General features: G+C 31.0%; 18 protein-coding genes and 1 tRNA gene. 7 read left to right on the top strand and 12 right to left on the bottom strand.

Annotated elements, in window-relative coordinates:
- Positions 1 to 125: 125 nt before the first annotated feature.
- The 4 genes from bioA to WC223_06775 all read right to left on the bottom strand — a co-directional run bounded on the left by bioA (position 126) and on the right by WC223_06775 (position 4,238).
- Positions 126 to 1,397: an adenosylmethionine--8-amino-7-oxononanoate transaminase gene (gene bioA, locus WC223_06790; protein ID MFA6923944.1), complete on the bottom strand. Its 1,272-nt coding sequence runs from the start codon at positions 1,395 to 1,397 to the stop codon at positions 126 to 128.
- Between the two features lie 227 nt (positions 1,398 to 1,624).
- Complete coding sequence (locus tag WC223_06785) at positions 1,625 to 2,146, bottom strand: hypothetical protein (GenBank protein ID MFA6923943.1); 522 nt, start codon at positions 2,144 to 2,146, stop codon at positions 1,625 to 1,627.
- Positions 2,147 to 2,156: 10 nt separating this feature from the next.
- Positions 2,157 to 3,935 carry an acyl-CoA dehydrogenase family protein gene (locus WC223_06780; GenBank protein MFA6923942.1) on the bottom strand — a complete coding sequence of 593 codons (1,779 nt, stop codon included), beginning with the start codon at positions 3,933 to 3,935 and terminating at the stop codon, positions 2,157 to 2,159.
- Positions 3,936 to 4,164: 229 nt separating this feature from the next.
- Positions 4,165 to 4,238, bottom strand: a tRNA-Asn gene (locus tag WC223_06775).
- 91 nt (positions 4,239 to 4,329) lie between these two features.
- On the opposite strand from WC223_06775, the gene WC223_06770 reads away from it, so the two are divergent.
- The gene (locus WC223_06770; GenBank protein ID MFA6923941.1) at positions 4,330 to 5,259 is read left to right on the top strand and encodes a PfkB family carbohydrate kinase; all 930 of its coding nucleotides are present in this window, start codon (positions 4,330 to 4,332) and stop codon (positions 5,257 to 5,259) included.
- Between the two features lie 3 nt (positions 5,260 to 5,262).
- Here WC223_06770 and WC223_06765 read toward each other — a convergent pair whose 3' ends face one another.
- The 7 genes from WC223_06765 to WC223_06735 form a co-directional block, all read right to left on the bottom strand.
- Positions 5,263 to 5,685, bottom strand: a complete 423-nt coding sequence (locus tag WC223_06765; GenBank protein ID MFA6923940.1) for a hypothetical protein — start codon at positions 5,683 to 5,685, stop codon at positions 5,263 to 5,265.
- 55 nt (positions 5,686 to 5,740) lie between these two features.
- Positions 5,741 to 6,964 (bottom strand): glycosyltransferase, encoded by a 1,224-nt coding sequence (locus WC223_06760; GenBank protein MFA6923939.1) that lies wholly within the window; start codon positions 6,962 to 6,964, stop codon positions 5,741 to 5,743.
- A gap of 190 nt (positions 6,965 to 7,154) precedes the next feature.
- Complete coding sequence (locus tag WC223_06755; GenBank protein MFA6923938.1) at positions 7,155 to 8,078, bottom strand: hypothetical protein; 924 nt, start codon at positions 8,076 to 8,078, stop codon at positions 7,155 to 7,157.
- 405 nt (positions 8,079 to 8,483) lie between these two features.
- Entirely contained in the window at positions 8,484 to 9,302 is an 819-nt protein-coding gene (locus tag WC223_06750) for a DUF4249 family protein (protein MFA6923937.1), read from the bottom strand.
- Between the two features lie 75 nt (positions 9,303 to 9,377).
- Positions 9,378 to 12,191, bottom strand: coding sequence for a TonB-dependent receptor (locus WC223_06745; GenBank protein MFA6923936.1), 2,814 nt, complete (start codon positions 12,189 to 12,191; stop codon positions 9,378 to 9,380).
- Between the two features lie 9 nt (positions 12,192 to 12,200).
- The gene (locus WC223_06740) at positions 12,201 to 13,229 is read right to left on the bottom strand and encodes a FecR domain-containing protein (protein ID MFA6923935.1); all 1,029 of its coding nucleotides are present in this window, start codon (positions 13,227 to 13,229) and stop codon (positions 12,201 to 12,203) included.
- Positions 13,230 to 13,298: 69 nt separating this feature from the next.
- On the bottom strand, positions 13,299 to 13,823 hold the full coding sequence (locus tag WC223_06735) for an RNA polymerase sigma-70 factor (GenBank protein ID MFA6923934.1): 525 nt from the start codon (positions 13,821 to 13,823) through the stop codon (positions 13,299 to 13,301).
- 219 nt (positions 13,824 to 14,042) lie between these two features.
- On the opposite strand from WC223_06735, the gene WC223_06730 reads away from it, so the two are divergent.
- The 6 genes from WC223_06730 (at position 14,043) to WC223_06705 (ending at position 18,804) form a co-directional block, all read left to right on the top strand.
- A complete protein-coding gene (locus tag WC223_06730; protein MFA6923933.1) occupies positions 14,043 to 15,467 on the top strand; it encodes an MFS transporter in 1,425 nt (474 codons plus the stop codon).
- Positions 15,468 to 15,679: 212 nt separating this feature from the next.
- Entirely contained in the window at positions 15,680 to 16,624 is a 945-nt protein-coding gene (locus WC223_06725; protein MFA6923932.1) for a transcription antitermination protein NusB, read from the top strand.
- 43 nt (positions 16,625 to 16,667) lie between these two features.
- Positions 16,668 to 17,120: a DUF1573 domain-containing protein gene (locus WC223_06720; protein ID MFA6923931.1), complete on the top strand. Its 453-nt coding sequence runs from the start codon at positions 16,668 to 16,670 to the stop codon at positions 17,118 to 17,120.
- 35 nt (positions 17,121 to 17,155) lie between these two features.
- Entirely contained in the window at positions 17,156 to 17,479 is a 324-nt protein-coding gene (gene yajC / locus WC223_06715) for a preprotein translocase subunit YajC (GenBank protein ID MFA6923930.1), read from the top strand.
- Positions 17,480 to 17,614: 135 nt separating this feature from the next.
- On the top strand, positions 17,615 to 18,070 hold the full coding sequence (locus tag WC223_06710) for an MFS transporter (protein ID MFA6923929.1): 456 nt from the start codon (positions 17,615 to 17,617) through the stop codon (positions 18,068 to 18,070).
- Complete coding sequence (locus WC223_06705; GenBank protein ID MFA6923928.1) at positions 18,034 to 18,804, top strand: MFS transporter; 771 nt, start codon at positions 18,034 to 18,036, stop codon at positions 18,802 to 18,804. Before WC223_06710 ends, WC223_06705 begins: the two co-directional genes overlap by 37 nt.
- On the opposite strand, the gene WC223_06700 is transcribed toward WC223_06705, so the two are convergent.
- Positions 18,788 to 19,372 (bottom strand): sigma-70 family RNA polymerase sigma factor, encoded by a 585-nt coding sequence (locus WC223_06700; protein MFA6923927.1) that lies wholly within the window; start codon positions 19,370 to 19,372, stop codon positions 18,788 to 18,790. The two genes, WC223_06705 and WC223_06700, sit on opposite strands and share 17 nt — an antisense overlap.
- Positions 19,373 to 19,432: the final 60 nt, after the last annotated feature.

The raw sequence follows: 19,432 nt of genomic DNA, 5'->3' as shown, positions 1-19,432 counted from the left end.
TAATTGATAAAATCCCCATACAGCAATTGTTTGACGACTATTATCTACAAGATTTCAAAGAACTTAATTGTAATCAATTGAAATTTAATTTATAATGTTAGGATGTTAGTGATTTACACTTATAATTAAACTTCATTTAAAAAACCCAAAATAGCTTTATAAACGAATTTAATTTCTTCTTCTTTTATACAATACGGCGGCATAAAATAAATAACATTTCCCAACGGTCGAAGTATTATTCCTCTTTCAATAAAAAAATTATAAATTTTATCTTTTAATGAATTTACATAAGAAGTATTTTCGCCGGTTACTATTTCCAAAGCCATTATTGTTCCTCTGCTTTCGGCTCTCTTTATTTTTGAATTTCCTTTTAATGCTTCACAAAATTTATTATGTTCTTTTTCAATCATTTTAATATTTTCCCGACATTCATTTCTTTCGAGCAAATCCATGCTTGCAATAGCTGCAGTACAGGCAATAGGATTGGCAGTGAATGAATGTCCGTGAAAAAATGTTTTAGTTACATCATCAGAAAGAAAAGCATTGTAAATTTCTTCGGTGCAGCTTGTAATTCCGAGAGGCAATGTTCCGCCGGTAAGTCCTTTTGAAAGGCAAAACATATCGGGTTTTACGCTAATGTAATCAGTTGCAAAATATTTTCCTGTTCTTCCGAATCCTGTCATTACTTCATCGGCAATTGTCAATATTTCGTTGGTTTTACAAATTTCAATAAGCTGTTCAAGTGGTTGCGGGTTATATATAATCATTCCACCTGCGCCTTGTATCAATGGCTCGAAAATAAAAGCAGCCGGAGTATTATTTTTAATTGCTTTTTTTAATTGCATTTTTGAATCTTCTTCTTTTCCTTTAACGGGAGCATCAATAAAAATAACATCAAATAAAAATGAAGTAAATGATTCTGTAAATGTACTACGTCCGCTCACCGACATTGCTCCGAAAGTATCGCCATGATAAGCATTTTTAAAAGCAATGATTTTTTTCTTTTCTACCCCTTTATTATGCCAATATTGAAAAGCCATCTTAACGGCAACTTCAACTGAAGTTGAACCGTCATCGGAATAGAAAATTTTTGACTGATTGGTGGGAAGTTTTTTTATTAATCTTTCTGCAAGTTCAACTGCCTTGGGATGAGTAAACCCCGCAAAAATAACATGTTCCAGCACATTCAGCTGCTCGCTTATTTTTTCCGCGATATAAGGATGTGAATGTCCGTGAAGATTAACCCACCACGACGAAACAGCGTCAATATATTTTTTGCCGTTTTCATCGTAAACATAAATGCCTTCTCCTTTAACAATAGGAATTGGTGTTCTGGAAGTTTTCATCTGAGTATAAGGATGCCAGATTAATTTTTTATCCGATTCCGAAATACTCATATTAAGAAGTTGTTTAAAATTTAAAGTTTAAGGTTTAAAGTTTTTGTTATTTGAGCTTACTATTTTTTTTCCAATTTTAAAAATTTTGAAATTTATATGTTGATTTTTTTTATTGTTAATCTTATTCTTATGTTCTGAAGTTCAATATACATGACTTTAAACTTTAGACCTTAAACTTTAAACAAAATATAATTTAAACAATCTCTAAGTTTTTATTCAAAATTATTTTAGAACAAAAACTCTACATTAAAATCATCAATATAAAATTCTTTCTTTTTGGGATTCCAAACGTAAATTTTTATTTCATTGGAAGGTTTTAATTTTGCAGGTAAATTAAATATTTCATTTATTTCAACCCATTCATTCATTTTGCTAAGTTTTCCTGAAATATTTCCTGAAATCCAGAAAATATTTTTGCCTGCTGCTGAATCAATCTGAATTACAAGCCCCGTTCCTTCACATGAATTTTTTGCATAACTGAAAAAATTAACCTTAACTTTTTTCGGAATTTTAGTTGTAAAATCTTCAATTTTACTGCCAAATCCGAAACTATATTCTTTTGTACTATCCATTTTGCAAATATATTTACCAGAATGTGCATCGCCTTTTGTTATGGTTTGCAAGTTTATCCAGTACTTTTCCTGTTCCATGTCATTACTGAATTTTGCTTCTTGTTTTGATTTGCCGCAACTATAAAATATACAAGTCAAAACGATTGTTGCAAAAAATAATTTATTGGTGTTTTTCATTTGTTTTAAGTTAGAATTTATATTTATTTTCTTCAATTAATTTATCGGCAATTCTTCTACGTGCATTTTTAATATTAACTGTTGATACTTCGGTTAAATTGTTTGCTGCTCTTATTAATTTATCAGCATTATCTTCTATTGATGAGAATGCGTCAACAGCAGATTTTCTTACTTTTTCAGCAGCATCAAAAACTAATACATCAAGAATATCTTTATAAGTTTTTATTTCATCATTTCCTTTTAACGTTTCAAGTTTTTCAACCCTCAGCAATGTAGATTCAGCTACATAAACTTCCATCATTATATCTGAAATATTATTTAGTACTTCCTGTTCGCTTATAAGTTTTTTATCGAATTTTTTTGTTGCTGCATTGATTGCTAATAATGCAACTTTTTTAAAATTTCTTATATATCTTTTCTTTTCGACAAAATAATTTTCATTATTATTTTTCTTTTCAGCAATATCAGAAAGATTTGATGATAATTTTTCGGCAACTCCAAATAAATCAAATTCACCTTTCATTGCTTTTTTCATTGCCGTATCTGAAACAAGAAGTCGGTTTATTTCATTTGTGCCTTCAAAAATACGGTTGATTCTCGAATCGCGATAACCCTTTTCCACTGCCATTTCTGCCGAATAACCCATACCTCCGTGTATTTGAACCGCTTCATCAACGACAAAATCAAGCACTTCCGATGCGTATACTTTTAAAATTGCCGCTTCAACTGCATAATTACTTATTGCTTCAATAGAAACTCTTCCTTTGTCCATTCCGCTTTTTTTATTTTGTTCTATTAAATCGTCAATATTTTTACTTACTCTATAAACCGCCGATTCAATTGCAAAAGTTTTTACAACCTGTTCCGCAAGTTTGTGCTTGATTGCGCCAAATGTTGATATTAAAACTCCGAATTGCTTTCTTTCATTAGAATATCTGACCGAATCATTGATGGCTTTTTTAGCTGCGCCAAGAACATTAGCACCCAGCTTAATGCGTCCCATGTGTAAAATGGTTAAGGCAACTCTAAATCCTTCACCTCTCGTGCCTATAAGATTTTCAACAGGTACTTTTACATCATTATAAAAAATCTGAGCAGTAGAAGAACCTTTAATACCCATTTTCTTTTCGTCAACATTAATAACAACACCCGGATAATTTTTTTCAACAATAAAAGCACTCAAACATCGGTCGTTGTCGATTTTTGCAAATACTGTATGCACATCGGCAAATCCAGCATTCGTTATCCACATTTTTTGTCCGTTGATAATGTAATTTTTTCCGTCTTCGGAAAGTTTTGCCTGTGTTTTTCCCGAATTGGCATCGCTGCCCGCATTAGGTTCTGTGAGGCAATATGCTCCGATAAATTCACCGGTAGCAAGTTTTGAAACATATTTTTTTCTCTGTTCGTCGTTTCCGTAATATGCAATCGGCAAAGTTCCTATTCCACTGTGCGCCATGAAAGCAACAGAAAAAGAATATCCTGCTCCTATGGTTTCAGCTGCCAACATTTGCGTTACAAAGTTTTGCCCGAAGCCATTGTATTCTTCAGGAAGCGCTATTCCCAATAAACCAAGTTCTCCTGCTTTTTTTAATGCAGCAACCATAATTTCATGTTTGCCGGCGTCAATTTCATTAAGCTTGGGATATATTTCAGTTTCTAGAAAATCCTGACATGTTTGAGCAATCATTTTTTGCTCTTCATTAAATTCTTCGGGTATGAAAACATTTTTTGCTTCCGTTTCTTCTACAAGAAATTCACCGCTTTTTAAAATTTTTTTATTTTCCATTTTTTTATAATTTTTTAAGCGTGCAAAGTTAAAAAAAATACTTGTTTTGCAAATTGTTTGGGAATAAATCGTTTTAACTTATTACAATAAACAAATTTTTTGCGTTTTATTCCATAATTGCACAAAATTAAGAAATAAGAGAGGTTATTTTTAAAAGTACTCCCACCTAACAAGTTTTTAAAACCTGTTAGGTTTAACATAATAAAAAATCCCGCTTTCGCAGGATTTGCTCCCCCCGCTGGACTTGAACCAGCGACCCTCTGATTAACAGTCAGATGCTCTAACCAACTGAGCTAGGGAGGAATTTTTGTTTATAAAAAATTTAAAATTCGGATTGCAAAAGTAATTGTAAAAAATCAAATAAACAATATCTTTGCAAAAAATATAGATATTTATGAGTTTACTTATTGTTGGAACAATTGCTTTTGATGCAATTGAAACTCCTTTCGGTAAAACCGATAAAATAATTGGAGGTGCTGCAACTTATATCGGATTGGCAGCGTCTTATTTTACACAAAATTTGGGTTTGGTTTCCGTTATCGGAGATGATTTCCCAAAAGATTATACTGATTTATTAAAAAGTAAGAATATTAATCTTGACGGGATAGAAATAAAACAAGGAGAAAAATCTTTTTTCTGGTCGGGAAAATATCATATTGATATGAATACACGCGATACATTGGTTACCGAATTAAATGTTTTAGCCGGTTTCGACCCGGTTGTTTCCGCAAAATTTAAAGAACCTGATTTTCTGATGCTTGGAAACCTTACTCCTTTAATTCAAAAAAAAGTTATTCAGCAATTGACAAAACGACCTAAGCTTATTGTGTTAGACACAATGAATTTTTGGATTGATACTGCCATGAATGATTTGAAAGAAGTTCTTAAAATGATTGATGTGCTTACCATTAATGAAGAAGAAGCAAGAATGTTGAGTAACGAATATTCTTTAATTAAGGCAGCAAGAAAAATCATGGAAATGGGACCAAAATATCTCATCATTAAGAAAGGTGAGCATGGTGCATTATTATTTGATAAAGAGCAGGTATTTTTTGCTCCGGCACTTCCTCTCGAAGAAGTTTTTGACCCCACTGGTGCCGGCGATTCTTTTGCCGGTGGCTTTATCGGTTATCTTGATAAAACAAAAGATATTTCTTTTGAAAATTTAAAAGGTGCAATTATCATGGGTTCTGCAATGGCATCTTTTACTGTTGAAAAATTCGGTACAGAAAAATTGATAAATCTTACCAAAGAAGAAATAAAAAACCGAATTCAGGAATTTGTTGATTTGGTGCAATTCGAAATATCCATTGCTTATAAATAATTTTTATTTTGTAAGAACGGCAGTATATTCGTCTGTTTGTGCTCCTTCATTAACCAAATAGTTCATATTTATTGAAGTTTGTTTACTATCAATTGCTCCGCTTCCTGATACCGGATAGTTTGATGATGTATAAGATTGTTGTGGAATTGTAAAATTATAACCAGTAATTATTGCATGTAAATTATCAGTTTGACCGAGATTATTGAAATTTGCTATTAATATTTCCGTACTATTTGAAGTATTTTTCGAAATTGTAACGGGAAAAGCCGTAAAAGAACCGTCTTTCTTGCATGTTTCTTTACAAGTCCATGTACCTTCGAATTTAGTTCTTGGGTCTTCGTTTGATGTATTTGTATTGTCATCTTTCTTACAGGAAGTAAAAAATAATAAAAACAAAGAAGTAAGTATATATATAACTTTTTTCATGAATGCAAATTTAATAAATATGTTTCAAATTCCGTGCCATTAAAAAATCCGAAATTCAGAATGTATTCGATTTTCTATAATTTTCTTCTGCTTCGAATAAAAAATTTCTTATTTTATTCAATGTATTTATTGATAAATCGGAAAAAGAGAATGTTTGCAAATCAATGCCTGTCTTTATAAAATCATTTTTATAAAATTTATTGAGAAACTCCATTAAACAATTTTCATCTGTTTTGTTTATTAATTTTTGTTCTGATTTTAAAAACTGTAAAATCCTTAATCCATCTGCCTTACCATGAAATGCTTTTCTAAATTTTTCAAATGATGTTGAATTGTTTCGCAGAAGTTTCCATAAGTTATCTGACTTAAATTGATTTTCTATAAAAACTAAAAATTTAGTTTCAATATTTTTTTGAAATAATAATGAAATTAATTCGTAAGATTTTTTTATTTCATCAAATAAAGAATAATCATAAATCGGGTAACTTTCCCAATCTCCTTTTGCTCCTTTGATCATAGCAGGTCCTGTTCCGAAAAAAACTCTGTCGGAAAAACGTGCAGCAGGAAAAACCTTTTCAGAACAGTAATTTAAAATCTTTCCATATTTTGCAAGTTTTTGAAGAAAATAAAAATCTTCACCGCTTTTCTTTGGAGTAATTCCTCCTGTTTTTTTGTATGCCCAAACCGGAATAACAATTGCCGAACCAAGTGCTGTAAATGAATACGGAGAATTTATTCTGAAAAGATTGAGCAAATAATATCTCATGTAAATTTCATATCGAAGAATTGCTTTATTTGAAACTTCATCATTGGTTAAATTATGATAATAGGGAACTGACATGGCAACTGCTTCGGGTTTTTTATTAAAAATATTTATTAATGAAGTAAAATAATTTTCATTAAAAACTGTATCTGCATCAATGCTGACAATTAAATAGTCGTTATCTGCTGACGAAGAAATTTTATCCATAATTGTTTTTCTTGCCCAGCCGATTCCTAAATTCTTATTGTTCCATCCATTATATTTACTTGATTTGTCAATAATTTTAACAGAAATTTTTTTATAGCTTTTCAAAAATTCCAATGTTTTCTGATTGTTTATGCAAATTTGTTTTTTTTCTTCAATGTTCCACCATTCATCAGGTTGATTAACACAAATAAAAACTTCGAAATTGCGAAATGTTTGTTTTTCTAATGCTTTTAAACAAAAAGGTAAGTAATCCCGTTCATCAAGAACGGGAAGAGAAACAAAGATTTTGGAATATTTTTCTTTTAACATTTTAGTAAATGCTAATTTAGTAAATTACTCTATCAAATTTTATTTTTATGTAATTTTGACAAAATAATTATTATTTTTAAAATTAACTTGTTGATATTATTAAACCTGCACGAAATAAAATGAAATTGTTGTACAAAACGAAAAAAGGACTGGCTTGAATAAAGCCAGTCCTTTTTTGATAATTTATTATTTACAGCCAGCAAAATATTGTACCTGATTTGCCTTGTTTTTCCCAATCAAGTTTGAATTTTGCAGGACAGTCACCATTGGTTATTGGTTTATCATTTTTATCAAACCCACATGTGATTGTTGCTTTTATAGTTTCGGCTGGTATTGATATTGATAATGCACCTGATGCTGCATCCCATGCACATTCCTGTTTTATTGAAACCGGAGTTAATATTTGTGAATAGAAAGCATCTCCTTTTCTTGTAGTACCCCATGTTTCAAGATTTGAATATCCGTCAGCTGAGCCAAAACCATCGGCAGTTAATACTAATTGCTGAGTGCTTGCATTACCGGTGTAAGTTAATTGTCTTGCTATATTCCATGTTCTTGCTGTACCGTCTTCGAAAGTTGCATTAAGATAACCTGAAACTCTGTGTGTAACAGATGTAGTTGTTCCATCACCTAAATTGAATACAAAGCCGCCACTTACATTTTCAAAAACTTTTATTCCGTTTACAGTTACAGTTCTTGCATGTTTTGTTATTTTAAAATTAATAAACTGTACATAAACTTTTGTTCCGGCAGTTTTCCATAAATCACTTAATTTCTTTTTAACAATAACAACACCAGACCTGTTAACATTTTGCAGACAGTTTAAACCATTATATGTTAAAGTATATTTAACAGTATCTCCGGTAATAATAACAGTATCTAATGTAACATTACATGGTAACTTGTATCCCCTTGATGCTGCTCCTTGTTCCAACACACCATTAGCATCATTCAGTCCTTCATCGGAAGCACCCTGAACTGAGTTTTGGTCGCTTGAAAGTTGTTGCATTGAATCAGTGTTGGTTTGTTTTTCATCTTTCTTACATCCGGTTATGCCGATCCCTATCACAGCTACCAGAATAATTGCTAATTTTTTTAATTCTTTTGTTTTCATGGTTTTGATTTTTTTAAGGTTTATAATTTATTTTATTTCTTATTTTTATTGCTTTTCGATAATAATACACTTCAAATTTATTTTACCCTGATGAGCTTATTATATTTTTTAAATATTATTTTAAAAATGTTGGAAGAATTATGCAAATCATGAACATTACGTAAATTATCCAGTAGATTTTTTCTTTTATTGTTTTCATGGTTTTTGGTTTTTAAGGTTTATAATTTTGTTTTTGTTCATTAATAATACACATAAAACAAAATACACCCTGAACAAACTAAAAAATATTTTACCGCAAAGGCACAAAATCGCAAAGTTTTGAAATAAACATTTCATTTGCGACTTTGCGATTTTGTGCCTTTGCGGTTTTAAAAAAGAAAATTCAGTTTTATACTTAATTTATTTTCAAGGCAGTACAGTAATTGACACGGAAGTAACAGCACATGCAGCGAAAAATCCTGTGGCGCCTTCACTTAAGTTCGTTGGTACATTTGAATGTGCGGAATCGAATAATCCACCACTCCATGTTGTTTCCGATAGTAAAGCTCTTAAAAATTCAACATGTTCGGGTGTTAAGGAATATCGTCTTTCAATGATTTTGGTGCCGGCAGGAAATGCTATTTTTCCCTTATCAGGCGAAAACACTTCACTTACATCTATTGTAGGCAAAGTATAATACATAAGTTTTGCTTTACATTTTTCGGGAACAGAATCTTTATACTCAGGCACATTTGACCAATCTAATGATAATTCCCACATAGCCGGCTGGTTGGGATTATAGGGACTACAAACTTTTTCGATATGATAAAATTTACTGTCACCATTTTTTGCATATACTAAAGGTACAAAACCACTGCCACTTACCATATATGTTTTTGCCGTATAAATTTTGCTGTTGTAATTTATCAATAAAGTATAATGCTTTTCCAATTGTGCTTTGAAAATATTAGCTGTTTTATAAATTCCCGAATTTGCGGGTTGTTCGGTTAAATTCCAAACAGAATCTTCGCTACTTATAATTACACTTGCACCCGCAACCGGTTGAGGTGTTTTATTCAATTCAGAAACAGAGTGAGTGATTTTTATTTCATGCGATTTTTGTTCATCTGTAATTATGCCGTCAACAACAATCAAATCGGTGTGTTTTTCTTTTAATTGCCAATCGGTTTTTTTTTCACAACTAAACAAGAACAATAAAATAATTATGTAAAATATTTTTTTCATTTTTTATAATATTTTTTCATAAACCTTAAAATAGATGCAAAATTTTTCATGCTTCTTACCTCATATTTCTATTTTTTAAAATTTAAAATTATATGATATTGATGGAATAACTCCCGCCACAGAAATAGTTGTCGGGATAATTTTATAATCACCGTTAAGGTTTGTTGGTAAAACAAACTTACCGTTATCTGTCATTATTTTATTAAAGTTTACTGAAAAAGGATTTGCTCTGCCATAAGCGTTATACAATGTGAAAACAAAACTGTGTTGATATTTTCTTTCCGGTTTGTTTATATTGTATGTTATGGAAATATCCCATCTGTGATAATCGGGAAGGCGAGCATTATTTTTTGAGTCATAAACAGGAACATTGTATCCGTTATAATAATAGAAACCTGTTGGAGTTGTTATGGCACCGCCGGTAGCATATATCCATCCTGCCGAAAATATCCAGTGTTTGACATTGTAAGATAAATTTATGCAAACATCATGAGGTCTGTCATAAGAAGCCGGATATTTTTCATTATTGTTTATTCCTTTAATTTGCTTAAATGTTCGCGAATAGGTATATCCAATCCAGCCGCTGAATTTACCTTCCATCTTTCTGAACATAAATTCCGTTCCATACGACCAAGCTTTTCCGAATCGTAGTTCTCCTTCGAGCAATGGATTGAAAAGCATATTGGCGTGGTCTTTATAATCAATCTGATTATAGAATATTTTGTAAAATGGTTCTACCGAAAATACAAGTTTTGATTTTAAAAGCCCTTGAAAGTAACCAACGGAGAATTGGTCTGCTTTCTGTGGTTTTATAGTTGGTCCGCTTGGAGCCCACACTTCAAGTGATGTAAACGGACTTATTGAATTTGATAATAATTGTATGAATTGTGTTGTTCTGCTGTAGTCGGCTTTTAATGATGAACTTTTATTTATGGAATATGTAATATTTATTCTTGGTTCAAAGCTGACAAAAGTTGAATATACGGTTTTACTATCAACTTTCTGCGTATCCATAACCTCATAATTTACATTATAATGATATACGGTTGTTTCTCCAAAATCCTTCCATGTAGGAATTCTAAAGCCATATCGTATTGAAATTTTTTCATTTATTTTATGGTCGTTGCTTAAATAAAAATCAAGTTCATGCGAATTGTATTTTGGAACAGTCGGTATTTGTTCTTGAATGGCTTTATCAGACAAGCTCATATTACCGGGATTTGAAATATGAGTTCCGAAATCTATTCCGGTTTTAATTGTGTTTTTGGGATTAGGGTAATAAGTAAAATCGGTTTTAATATTGAAATTTCCTATTGACGAATTCCAGTAATCTTTAAGTCCTCTGGAAATGTATAAATAATAATTATAATTACTTGTATATAATGTTGTATTTGAAAAAAGCTTATTACTAAAAATATGATTCCATCGTGTTGTAAATAAAAAATTAGTCCAACTTATTCCATTGGTATTTATTTTAGATGTACCTATCATGCTATATTCGTCTTTGCCTCCATAAATAGTGAAAAAAAGGCGGTTGTTATCATTAATCCTGAAATTAAGTTTTGTATTAAAATCTGAAAATCCGAATTTTAAATTATTAGTGGTTTTTGTTAATGGAATTATAAGCCATTCAAGATTTGAGCGCCTTAATGAAATATAAAAAGAGCTTTTATCTTTTTTAAAAGGTCCTTCAAATGAAAGATTTGAAGTAAATAATCCTATACTTCCGCCGAAACAAAGTTTCTTCATGTTTCCGTCTTTCGATTTAATGTCAATAACAGAAGATAATCTTCCGCCGTAGTTTGCGGGAAAATCGCCTTTGTATGCTTCAATGTCTTTTATTGCATCGGGGGCAAAAGCAGAAAAGAATCCGAATAAATGTGAAGGATTGTAAATAGGAGCTTCATCAAGTAAAATATAATTCTGGTCACTGTTTCCCCCGCGAACATAAAAAAGTGAAGAACCATCGCCATAAGATTTAATTCCGGGAACTGCCTGCAACGACTTTATTATATCAACCTCGCCAACAAAACCGGGCATTTTCGTGATTGTTCTCGGAGATAATTTCATATTGCCAAACTGATTTTCTCTTATCACTTCTTCAGGTTTCTCTTCTACTTTTATTTCAACAGCTTTAATTTCAATTTTTTCAACTTCCATATCCATCGAAATTTTCTGATTTGATTTCAACTCCAAATCCTGTACAATATTTTTATAACCGATAAATGAAGTCGCAAGTTTATAATTGCCTTCAGGCAAAGTCAATGAATAAAATCCATAAGCATTTGTATTATTTCCGGTAGTTGTTCCTTTTATGTAAACTGTTGCGCCAATCAGAATTTCGCCGGTGGTTTTATCTTTTACATATCCGCTTATTGTGTATTTAGGTTTTTCTTTTGGGACTTGTTTTTCCTCTTTGTTTTGAATATCTTCTTTTTTATGTGGCTTCAGAACTATTTGTTTTTCCACAACTATGTAGTCAATTCCATTCTTTGTGAAAATTTCATCGCAAATCTCTTTTATAGTTTTGTTTTTTGCTTTTATAGTTATTTTTTTATCGAGAGGTAGTAGCGATGGACTGTACGAAAAATTTACCTTACCCAAATCGCTTATTTCATTTATAATTTCACCGAGTGTTTTATCTTTTTCTTTAATTGTTATTTTATTTTCAATATTCTGCGAAAAAGAAAAATTAAAAGAGAATAATAAAAAAAAGAATATAAAGAATACCTTGAATATCTGAAAATTTGCTTTATCCCAAACCCTAAAGGGAGGCAAATTTTCAGATGTTTCACCCTTTAGGGTTGGGGCAAAAACATCTGAAAATTCAGTTCTTAGATGCACACTAAAAAAACCATACTCAATTTTTAGGGACTTCAATGCCAGCATAAATTTTGGTTATTTGCAACCGTTGCCGTTGATTTCAATTTTGGAACCGTTGGTTTTTATTTTTATATCAAGCGTTGATTTAAGAACATTTAAAACCGACTCCAGAGATTGGTTATCGAATGAAACATTTACCGTACAATCTGATAGCTTATTGTTTTTAATTATAATATCGGAATGATAAACTTTATTTAAGGTCTTTACAAGTTCTTTTAAAGATGTATTATTAAAAATAATTTTCTTTGTTTTAAATGCCATATAATTTTCATCATTGTTCACCGATTTCGTTATTGTTTCCTCTGTTTTTGAAATTTCGGCTTTCTCGCCTGATGCAAGAATTATTTTTTCAGAAATATTATTTTTGTAATAAATTGCTACTCTGCCTTCGGTAAGAACTACTTCAACCTTGCCGTTTGCACCGTTAGTATTTACATAAAATGATGTTCCCAAAACTTCAATATTTATATCATCTGTTGAAACAATAAAAGGTTTTGTTTTGTCATGTGTAACATTAAAGTATGCTTCACCTTTAAGTTTTATAACTCTTTTATTTCCTGCGAATTTTTTAGGATATTCAATAGTGGAATTTGCATTCAGTGTTATTTCACTGCCATCGGGTAATTTGTTTTTTATGGTTTCAACCTGTGCAATGAGTGTTTCGTATTTAGGTTTGTTAAGATAATTGTAAATAAAATAAGTTGAAACACAGAGCAGCAAAATTACAGCTGCTATTCTCAAAACTTTCACGAAAATGTTCTTGCTCTGTGCTTCAACAGGTGCAAGGCGGTAAACAGGAGTTTCTTCTTTTGTTTCCTTGCTTATTTTGGATTTAACTTTTAGCCATTCATCTTCTACATCAAGCTTTGTTTCGATTTTATTCTTTTCAATAGCAAACCATGTTTTCTGATATTCCTCAAATGTTTTTTTATTATTAACATCGGAATTCAACCAGTCGGAAAGCAGAAGCATTTCTTCGGTGTTTGCTTCACCGGAGAAGTACTTTGCTAACAAATCTGTATAATATGTCTGGTTGTTTTCCATTTTTTATTTCTGTTTTTCGACTATAATACACATAAAATTATTCATACCCTTATGAAGTTTAAAAAAAAGTTAAAATTTATTCATAAACAAAATTTCCGATATAATTATTAACAAAGCATTTATATACTCTGCAAGCCGCTCTCTCATGTGCTGCAATGCTTTAGACATTTGTGTTTCAACGGTTTTAATTGAAATCTGCAATGTATCGGCAATTTGCTGGTATTTCAAATTTTCATAACGGCTTAAAATAAACACTTCTCTGCATTTTTCGGGAAGTTCACTTATAGCATCATTTATCTTATTTTTTAATTCTTTTTCACCGAGTTTGTTATCGGCTTGCTCGGCTTCAATATGAATGCTTTCTATATTCAATATTTCTTTATTAAATTTTTTGTTATCTCTCAGGTAATTTAAACAGCGGTTGCGGATGGTTGTGGTAAGGTATGTTTTAACCGGTTTCGACAAATCTATTGTATCTCTTTTTTCCCAAAGCGTAATAAACGAATCCTGAACAAGCTCCTTTGCGGTTTCGTAATCCTTAACATAAGTAACAGCAAAAAAACATAATCCTTTAAAATTGCTCCTGAAAAGCAGTTCAAAGGTTTTTTCATCAAGGGTTTTTATGCTATCTGATATTTCTTGTTCCAGAAAAATTTATCTTTTCGTTTGACTTTGCAAAGATAGTTGAAGTTTAATTATTAATAAAAATATCTTTGAAATTATAAGTTGGTAAAATTCATAAAGTTCAAATTTTGTTATCTTTGCTGAAAATAAAATCCATTTTCACAAGCCAATTAGCTATTTCAGGAAAAAATGCAAATCAAACAATCACAAAACAATACTTCAGCATTTGCAACAATTATAAGCATTTTCTTTTTCTGGGGATTTGTTGCAGCAAGCAATGATATTTTAATTCCTGTATTTAAAGAACATTTGAAATTAGAGCAATGGCAGGCACAAATGATTTCATTTGCTTTTTATGTTGCTTATACTGTTGGTTCGTTAATTTATTATTTTATTTCAAAATTTTCGGGTGGAGACATTTTAAACCGAATGGGTTATAAAAATGGAATTGCTCTCGGACTTGTCATTTCTGCCATAGGAACATGGTTGTTTTATCCAGCTGCTCAAACATCATCTTTCCTCTTAATGATTACAGGATTATTTATTGTTGGTTTGGGATTTTCTTTGCAGCAAACTGCTGCCAATCCTTTGACAATTATAATGGGTGCTCCCGAAAAAGGTTCACAAAGATTAAGCATGGCAGGAGGAATAAATAATTTGGGAACTACAATTGGTCCACTATTGGTGAGCTTTGCAATTTTCGGAAGCTTCAAAGTCGGAAGCATTTCTGTAGCAAATATGGAAAGTGTAAAAATTCCATATCTTATTCTTGGTGCAGCATTTCTTGTTTTCGCATTGATTTTTAAATTTTCAAATATTCCGAATAAAATACATTCTGTTACAGATGACGCTCAAAGCAATATTCCTGTTGTTGCCGAAAGAAAAAGCGCATTGAAATATCCGCAGCTTGTTTTGGGAATGCTCGCCATATTTGTTTATGTTGGAGTTGAAGTTTCAACAGCAGGCAATTTGCCTGAATTTATGCGTCAGCATATACATTTAACAAACGATAGAATTGCTCCTTTCGTTTCGCTTTTTTGGGCGAGTTTAATGATTGGTCGTTGGACTTCATCCGTTGGAGCTTTTGATTTTAAAATGGGAACGAAAAGAATTTTAGGGTTTCTGATGCCATACGTTGCGTTTGCAGTTTTTCTGATTGTAAATAAAATCGCAAATCACGACATTACTCCGTTTTATATTTATGCTTTTGTAATTATTTTTTTAATAGTTGCCGATATTTTAAGCAAAGGAAATCCCGCAAAACAACTTTTACTTTTTTCTCTTATTGGTATTGCGGCATTATTAATCGGAATATTGTCAAGCGGAATGGTTAGTGTTTTTGCATTCATTAGCGTTGGATTGTTTTGCAGTACTCTTTGGCCTTGTATTTTTACATTAGCAATTTCGGGACTCGGAAAACACACAAGCGAGGGCTCAAGTTTTTTAATAATGATGATTATGGGAGGTGGATTTATCAGTTTGCTCCAAGGATATTTAGCTTCCGATAATTTACTTGGAATACAATGGAGCTATATGGTTGGAGTGGCTTGTTTTGCCTACCTTGCCTTTTACGGATGGAAAGTAAAACATATTTTTAAAAAACAAGGAATATAATAAAAAAACACTGCTTCGGCATGCTGATGTTCAAATTATGATGTATGAATTGCAGGTTGCGAAAAAAATCAGAAAATTTATTTTTTAACTAATGACTATTGACTCAATGACTATTGGCTATCTGTAAACAAAAAAATCTGAAACTATAAATATTCTTTCTTTGATTTTAATAAATATAATCTATTTTTGCAGAAATTTGCTTAGTTGTTTAAATGTTAAACCGAAGGTATTTAAGAATAAAGGTATTTCTTGCATTGTATGCTTTTTTTCAATCGAAAAGCAACGATTCGGAAAAAGCTAAACACGAATTGCTCAAAAGCATTGAACAAATATTTGACCTTTACATTAATCTTTTATCGCTTTTTAAAGAACTACATAGTTGCCTCATCCGGTTCGAAGATGATGAAAAAAACAAATTCCATCCTAATAAAAATGATTTAATTTTTTATAATAAATTTTTATCGAATAAAGTATTGACAATTATCACAGAAAACGAAAGACTTGCCACTGTGGTAAAAGAAAAAAATATAAACTGGCAGGAAGAAAAAGAATTAATAAAAAAAATTATAACAGCGATAAAAAATAATGCGGAAGCATCTGCACAATTGAATAAATGCAAAACCTTTTTGGAAGATAAAGATTTTATTGCTAATGCTTATCAGGATATCATTACAGAACAGGAAAGTTTGATTTCTTATTTTGAAGATAAAAATTTATTCTGGGGAAATGATATTTATCTTGTAAATGCAATCATAACAAAATTTTTATTAAACCTGAATGAAAATAAAGAAGAAAACAATTTCATACTGCCTTTATATAAAGATGAACCCGAAGACACAAAACTCGTAGTTGATTTGTTTAAAAAGTCAATTGAGAATAAAGATAAAAATGAAAAAATAATTGCAGCTCGTGCAGCAAACTGGGAAATTGACAGGATTGCACTTATTGATATTATTTTAATGAACATGGCAATTAATGAACTAACGGATTTTCCCACGATACCGGTAAAAGTTACACTTAATGAATATATTGAAATTTCAAAAATATACAGTACCCGTAAGAGTAAAGATTTTATAAACGGAATTCTTGACAAGCTTACAGCAGATTTAAAAGAGCAGGGATTGATAAAAAAATCAGGAAGAGGATTGATTGATTGAAGAATTTTTTTTTACTTTTGCCTTAATTAAATTAATGAAAAAAATGAAAAAATTTATATCAACATTGTCAATTCTTATTTTGGTATCAATAGTTTCATGCAAACAAAAAACTTCGGAAAAAATTTCTACAGACCTTGTAAATAACCCTGCAAGCGCTACTGACCATAAAAAAGGAGAATTTGCAAAATTTGAATTTGAAGAAGATTTTTTCAATTTCGGAAATGTAACAAGAGGTGAAAAAGTTACACATGAATTCAAATTCAAAAACACTGGAAAAGTTGATTTGGTAATTACCGAAGCAAATGGAAGTTGTGGATGCACTGTTCCCGAATTTCCTAAAGGAGCAATAGCTCCAGGCAAAGAAGATAAGATAAAAGTTACTTTCAACAGTGAAGGCAAACAGGGAATACAAAATAAAACAGTTTCCATAGTTGCCAATACTCAACCAAATACTACTGTATTAAAAATAATTTGTAATGTTATTGTACCTGAATAGTAAATTTATTTTTTAACCATTTAAAAAAATTATTTATGACAAACCTTGAAATAATCTTAATGACACCCCAGAAAAGCGGTGGAAATCCTTATGCTCCAATGATTACGCTCGTTTTAATTATTGCTGTTTTTTATTTTTTCATGATTAGACCGCAAATAAAAAGAACTAAAGAGCAGAAAAAATTCAGAGAATTATTGAAAAAAGGAGATAAAGTAATAACAATCGGCGGTATTCACGGAAGAATAGTTGAAGTACAGGAAACAACTTTCACTATTGAAGTTGAAGGCGGAAATAAATTACGAATAGAAAAAACAGCCGTTGCTTCAAGCACTTCCGACCAATTAAGTGAGAATAAATAAATAAAATAGATTGTAGAATTTATAAAATTTGCCACAGATTCACAGAGTAATTTAATATTCTGAATCTGTGGCATTTTAATAAAATTAAATTAATGAAAACTTTGCGCCTCGAGTCTTTGTGAGAAAATTTTTAAAATGAAAACAAAAATAATCACCCGCGCAATTTTACTTGTTTCATTTATCAGTTTATTTACTGATATAGCAAGCGAAATGCTGTATCCGGTAATGCCTGTTTATCTTAAATCAATTGGCTTTTCTGTTTTTTTAATTGGTATACTTGAAGGTGTAGCAGAAGCAACAGCCGGATTAAGCAAAGGATATTTCGGTAATCTTTCCGATTCAATCGGAAAAAGAGCACCATTTGTTAAAATTGGTTATATTCTTAGCGCAATTTCAAAGCCAATGCTTGCAATTTTTACATTTCCGTTATGGATTTTCACGGCAAGAACAATGGACAGATTCGGCAAGGGAATACGCACAAGTGCACGCGACGCTTTATTATCCGACGAAACAACTCCTAAAACAAAGGAAAGGTTTTTGGCTTTCACAGAGGAATGGATACGATTGGTGCAGCTATTGGTCCTATATTAGCTTTAGTTTTTCTTTATTTTTATCCTAACAAGTATAAAACAATTTTTATTCTGGCAATTGTTCCGGGAATAATTTCAATAATTCTTTCGCTGCTATTAAAAGATAAAAAAAATAATCCGCTTGAAAATAAAAATAAAATTTCTTTTTTTGGTTATTTTAAATATTGGGAAAAATCATCTGTCGGCTATAAGCAGCTATTAATAGGACTTTTAGCATTTACACTTTTCAATAGTTCTGATGTCTTTTTATTGTTGGTTTTGAAAAATAAAGGCATGTCAGACACAACAATGATAGGATTTTATATATTTTACAACCTTGTATATGCTTTATTTTCATACCCTATAGGAATTTTGGCTGATAAAATAGGATTGAAAACCATAATAATAATCGGGTTGATATTATTTGCGTTCGTTTATTTATCAATAAGTTTTGCAAGTGGTTATTTAATGCTTGGCATTTTATTCGGTATATATGGTATTTATGCAAGTGCAACAGAAGGAATGTCGAAAGCACTTATTTCAAATATTTCTGCTCCATCGGAAACAGCTACGGCAATTGGTTTTTATTCAAGTTTTTCGAGTATTGCAACTTTAATAGCGAGTAGTTTGGCTGGATTTATATGGTTTAAATTCACCCCCGCATATACATTTGTATTCTCAGGAATTGGCGTTGTATTGGTAGTAATTTATTTTTTAATTATTTTCGGAAAACAGAAATCTAAACTGACAATATAACTTTCTTTTCTTCAATCATTTTCCTTAAATTTATCAGGGCATATCTCATTCTGCCGAGTGCGGTATTTATGCTCACACCTGTCTTTGTTGCTATTTCTTTAAAGTCCATATCGGCATAATGACGCATTACAAGAACTTCTTTTTGGTCTTCGGGTAAGCGAGCAACTAATTTTCTGACATCATTATGTATTTGTTCTTTGCAGAGCTTCTCTTCAATATTTTCATCATAAATTTTAAGAAATGAAAAAATATCATATTCATCGGAATTTTCAATGAACCGCATACGATTTTCTTTTCTGAAATAATCAACAATAATATTATGGGCAATTCTCATCACCCATTGCAGAAACTTGCCCTCTTCATTGTAATTACCCGAACGAAGTGTTATTATCACTTTGTAAAAAGTATCCTGAAAAATATCTTCAGCCAATGCTTTACTTTTTACCTGAATTTTAATGTAAGTAAATATTTTTCTTTTGTGGCGTTTTAAAAGAATTTCAAAAGCTGATTCACTTCCGGCTATGTACTGATTAACGAGTTCCTGGTCGCTTAATTCAACACGTATCATATAAACCTCCTTTATTAGAAAAAAATAAAAAAAGGGTATATATTTACTCGATAATCGCTC

Source organism: Bacteroidales bacterium (assembly GCA_041671145.1).
GTDB lineage: Bacteria > Bacteroidota > Bacteroidia > Bacteroidales > JAHJDW01 > JAQUPB01.
Note: the sequence above shows the minus strand (reverse complement) of the source record. Positions and strands in the feature narration are given on the sequence as shown.

Excerpts from the sequence above, each read along its gene's own strand:
- WC223_06750 (MFA6923937.1), bottom strand. The coding sequence starts at position 9,302 with ATGAAAAAAATATTTTACATAATTATTTTATTGTTCTTGTTTAGTTGT.
- WC223_06780 (MFA6923942.1), bottom strand. The coding sequence starts at position 3,935 with ATGGAAAATAAAAAAATTTTAAAAAGCGGTGAATTTCTTGTAGAAGAA.
- WC223_06730 (MFA6923933.1), top strand. The coding sequence starts at position 14,043 with ATGCAAATCAAACAATCACAAAACAATACTTCAGCATTTGCAACAATT.
- yajC (MFA6923930.1), top strand. The coding sequence starts at position 17,156 with ATGACAAACCTTGAAATAATCTTAATGACACCCCAGAAAAGCGGTGGA.
- WC223_06765 (MFA6923940.1), bottom strand. The coding sequence starts at position 5,685 with ATGAAAAAAGTTATATATATACTTACTTCTTTGTTTTTATTATTTTTT.
- WC223_06740 (MFA6923935.1), bottom strand. The coding sequence starts at position 13,229 with ATGGAAAACAACCAGACATATTATACAGATTTGTTAGCAAAGTACTTC.
- WC223_06760 (MFA6923939.1), bottom strand. The coding sequence starts at position 6,964 with ATGTTAAAAGAAAAATATTCCAAAATCTTTGTTTCTCTTCCCGTTCTT.
- bioA (MFA6923944.1), bottom strand. The coding sequence starts at position 1,397 with ATGAGTATTTCGGAATCGGATAAAAAATTAATCTGGCATCCTTATACT.
- WC223_06770 (MFA6923941.1), top strand. The coding sequence starts at position 4,330 with ATGAGTTTACTTATTGTTGGAACAATTGCTTTTGATGCAATTGAAACT.
- WC223_06705 (MFA6923928.1), top strand. The coding sequence starts at position 18,034 with ATGGATACGATTGGTGCAGCTATTGGTCCTATATTAGCTTTAGTTTTT.
- WC223_06725 (MFA6923932.1), top strand. The coding sequence starts at position 15,680 with ATGTTAAACCGAAGGTATTTAAGAATAAAGGTATTTCTTGCATTGTAT.
- WC223_06700 (MFA6923927.1), bottom strand. The coding sequence starts at position 19,372 with ATGATACGTGTTGAATTAAGCGACCAGGAACTCGTTAATCAGTACATA.
- WC223_06710 (MFA6923929.1), top strand. The coding sequence starts at position 17,615 with ATGAAAACAAAAATAATCACCCGCGCAATTTTACTTGTTTCATTTATC.
- WC223_06745 (MFA6923936.1), bottom strand. The coding sequence starts at position 12,191 with ATGCTGGCATTGAAGTCCCTAAAAATTGAGTATGGTTTTTTTAGTGTG.
- WC223_06755 (MFA6923938.1), bottom strand. The coding sequence starts at position 8,078 with ATGAAAACAAAAGAATTAAAAAAATTAGCAATTATTCTGGTAGCTGTG.
- WC223_06720 (MFA6923931.1), top strand. The coding sequence starts at position 16,668 with ATGAAAAAATTTATATCAACATTGTCAATTCTTATTTTGGTATCAATA.
- WC223_06785 (MFA6923943.1), bottom strand. The coding sequence starts at position 2,146 with ATGAAAAACACCAATAAATTATTTTTTGCAACAATCGTTTTGACTTGT.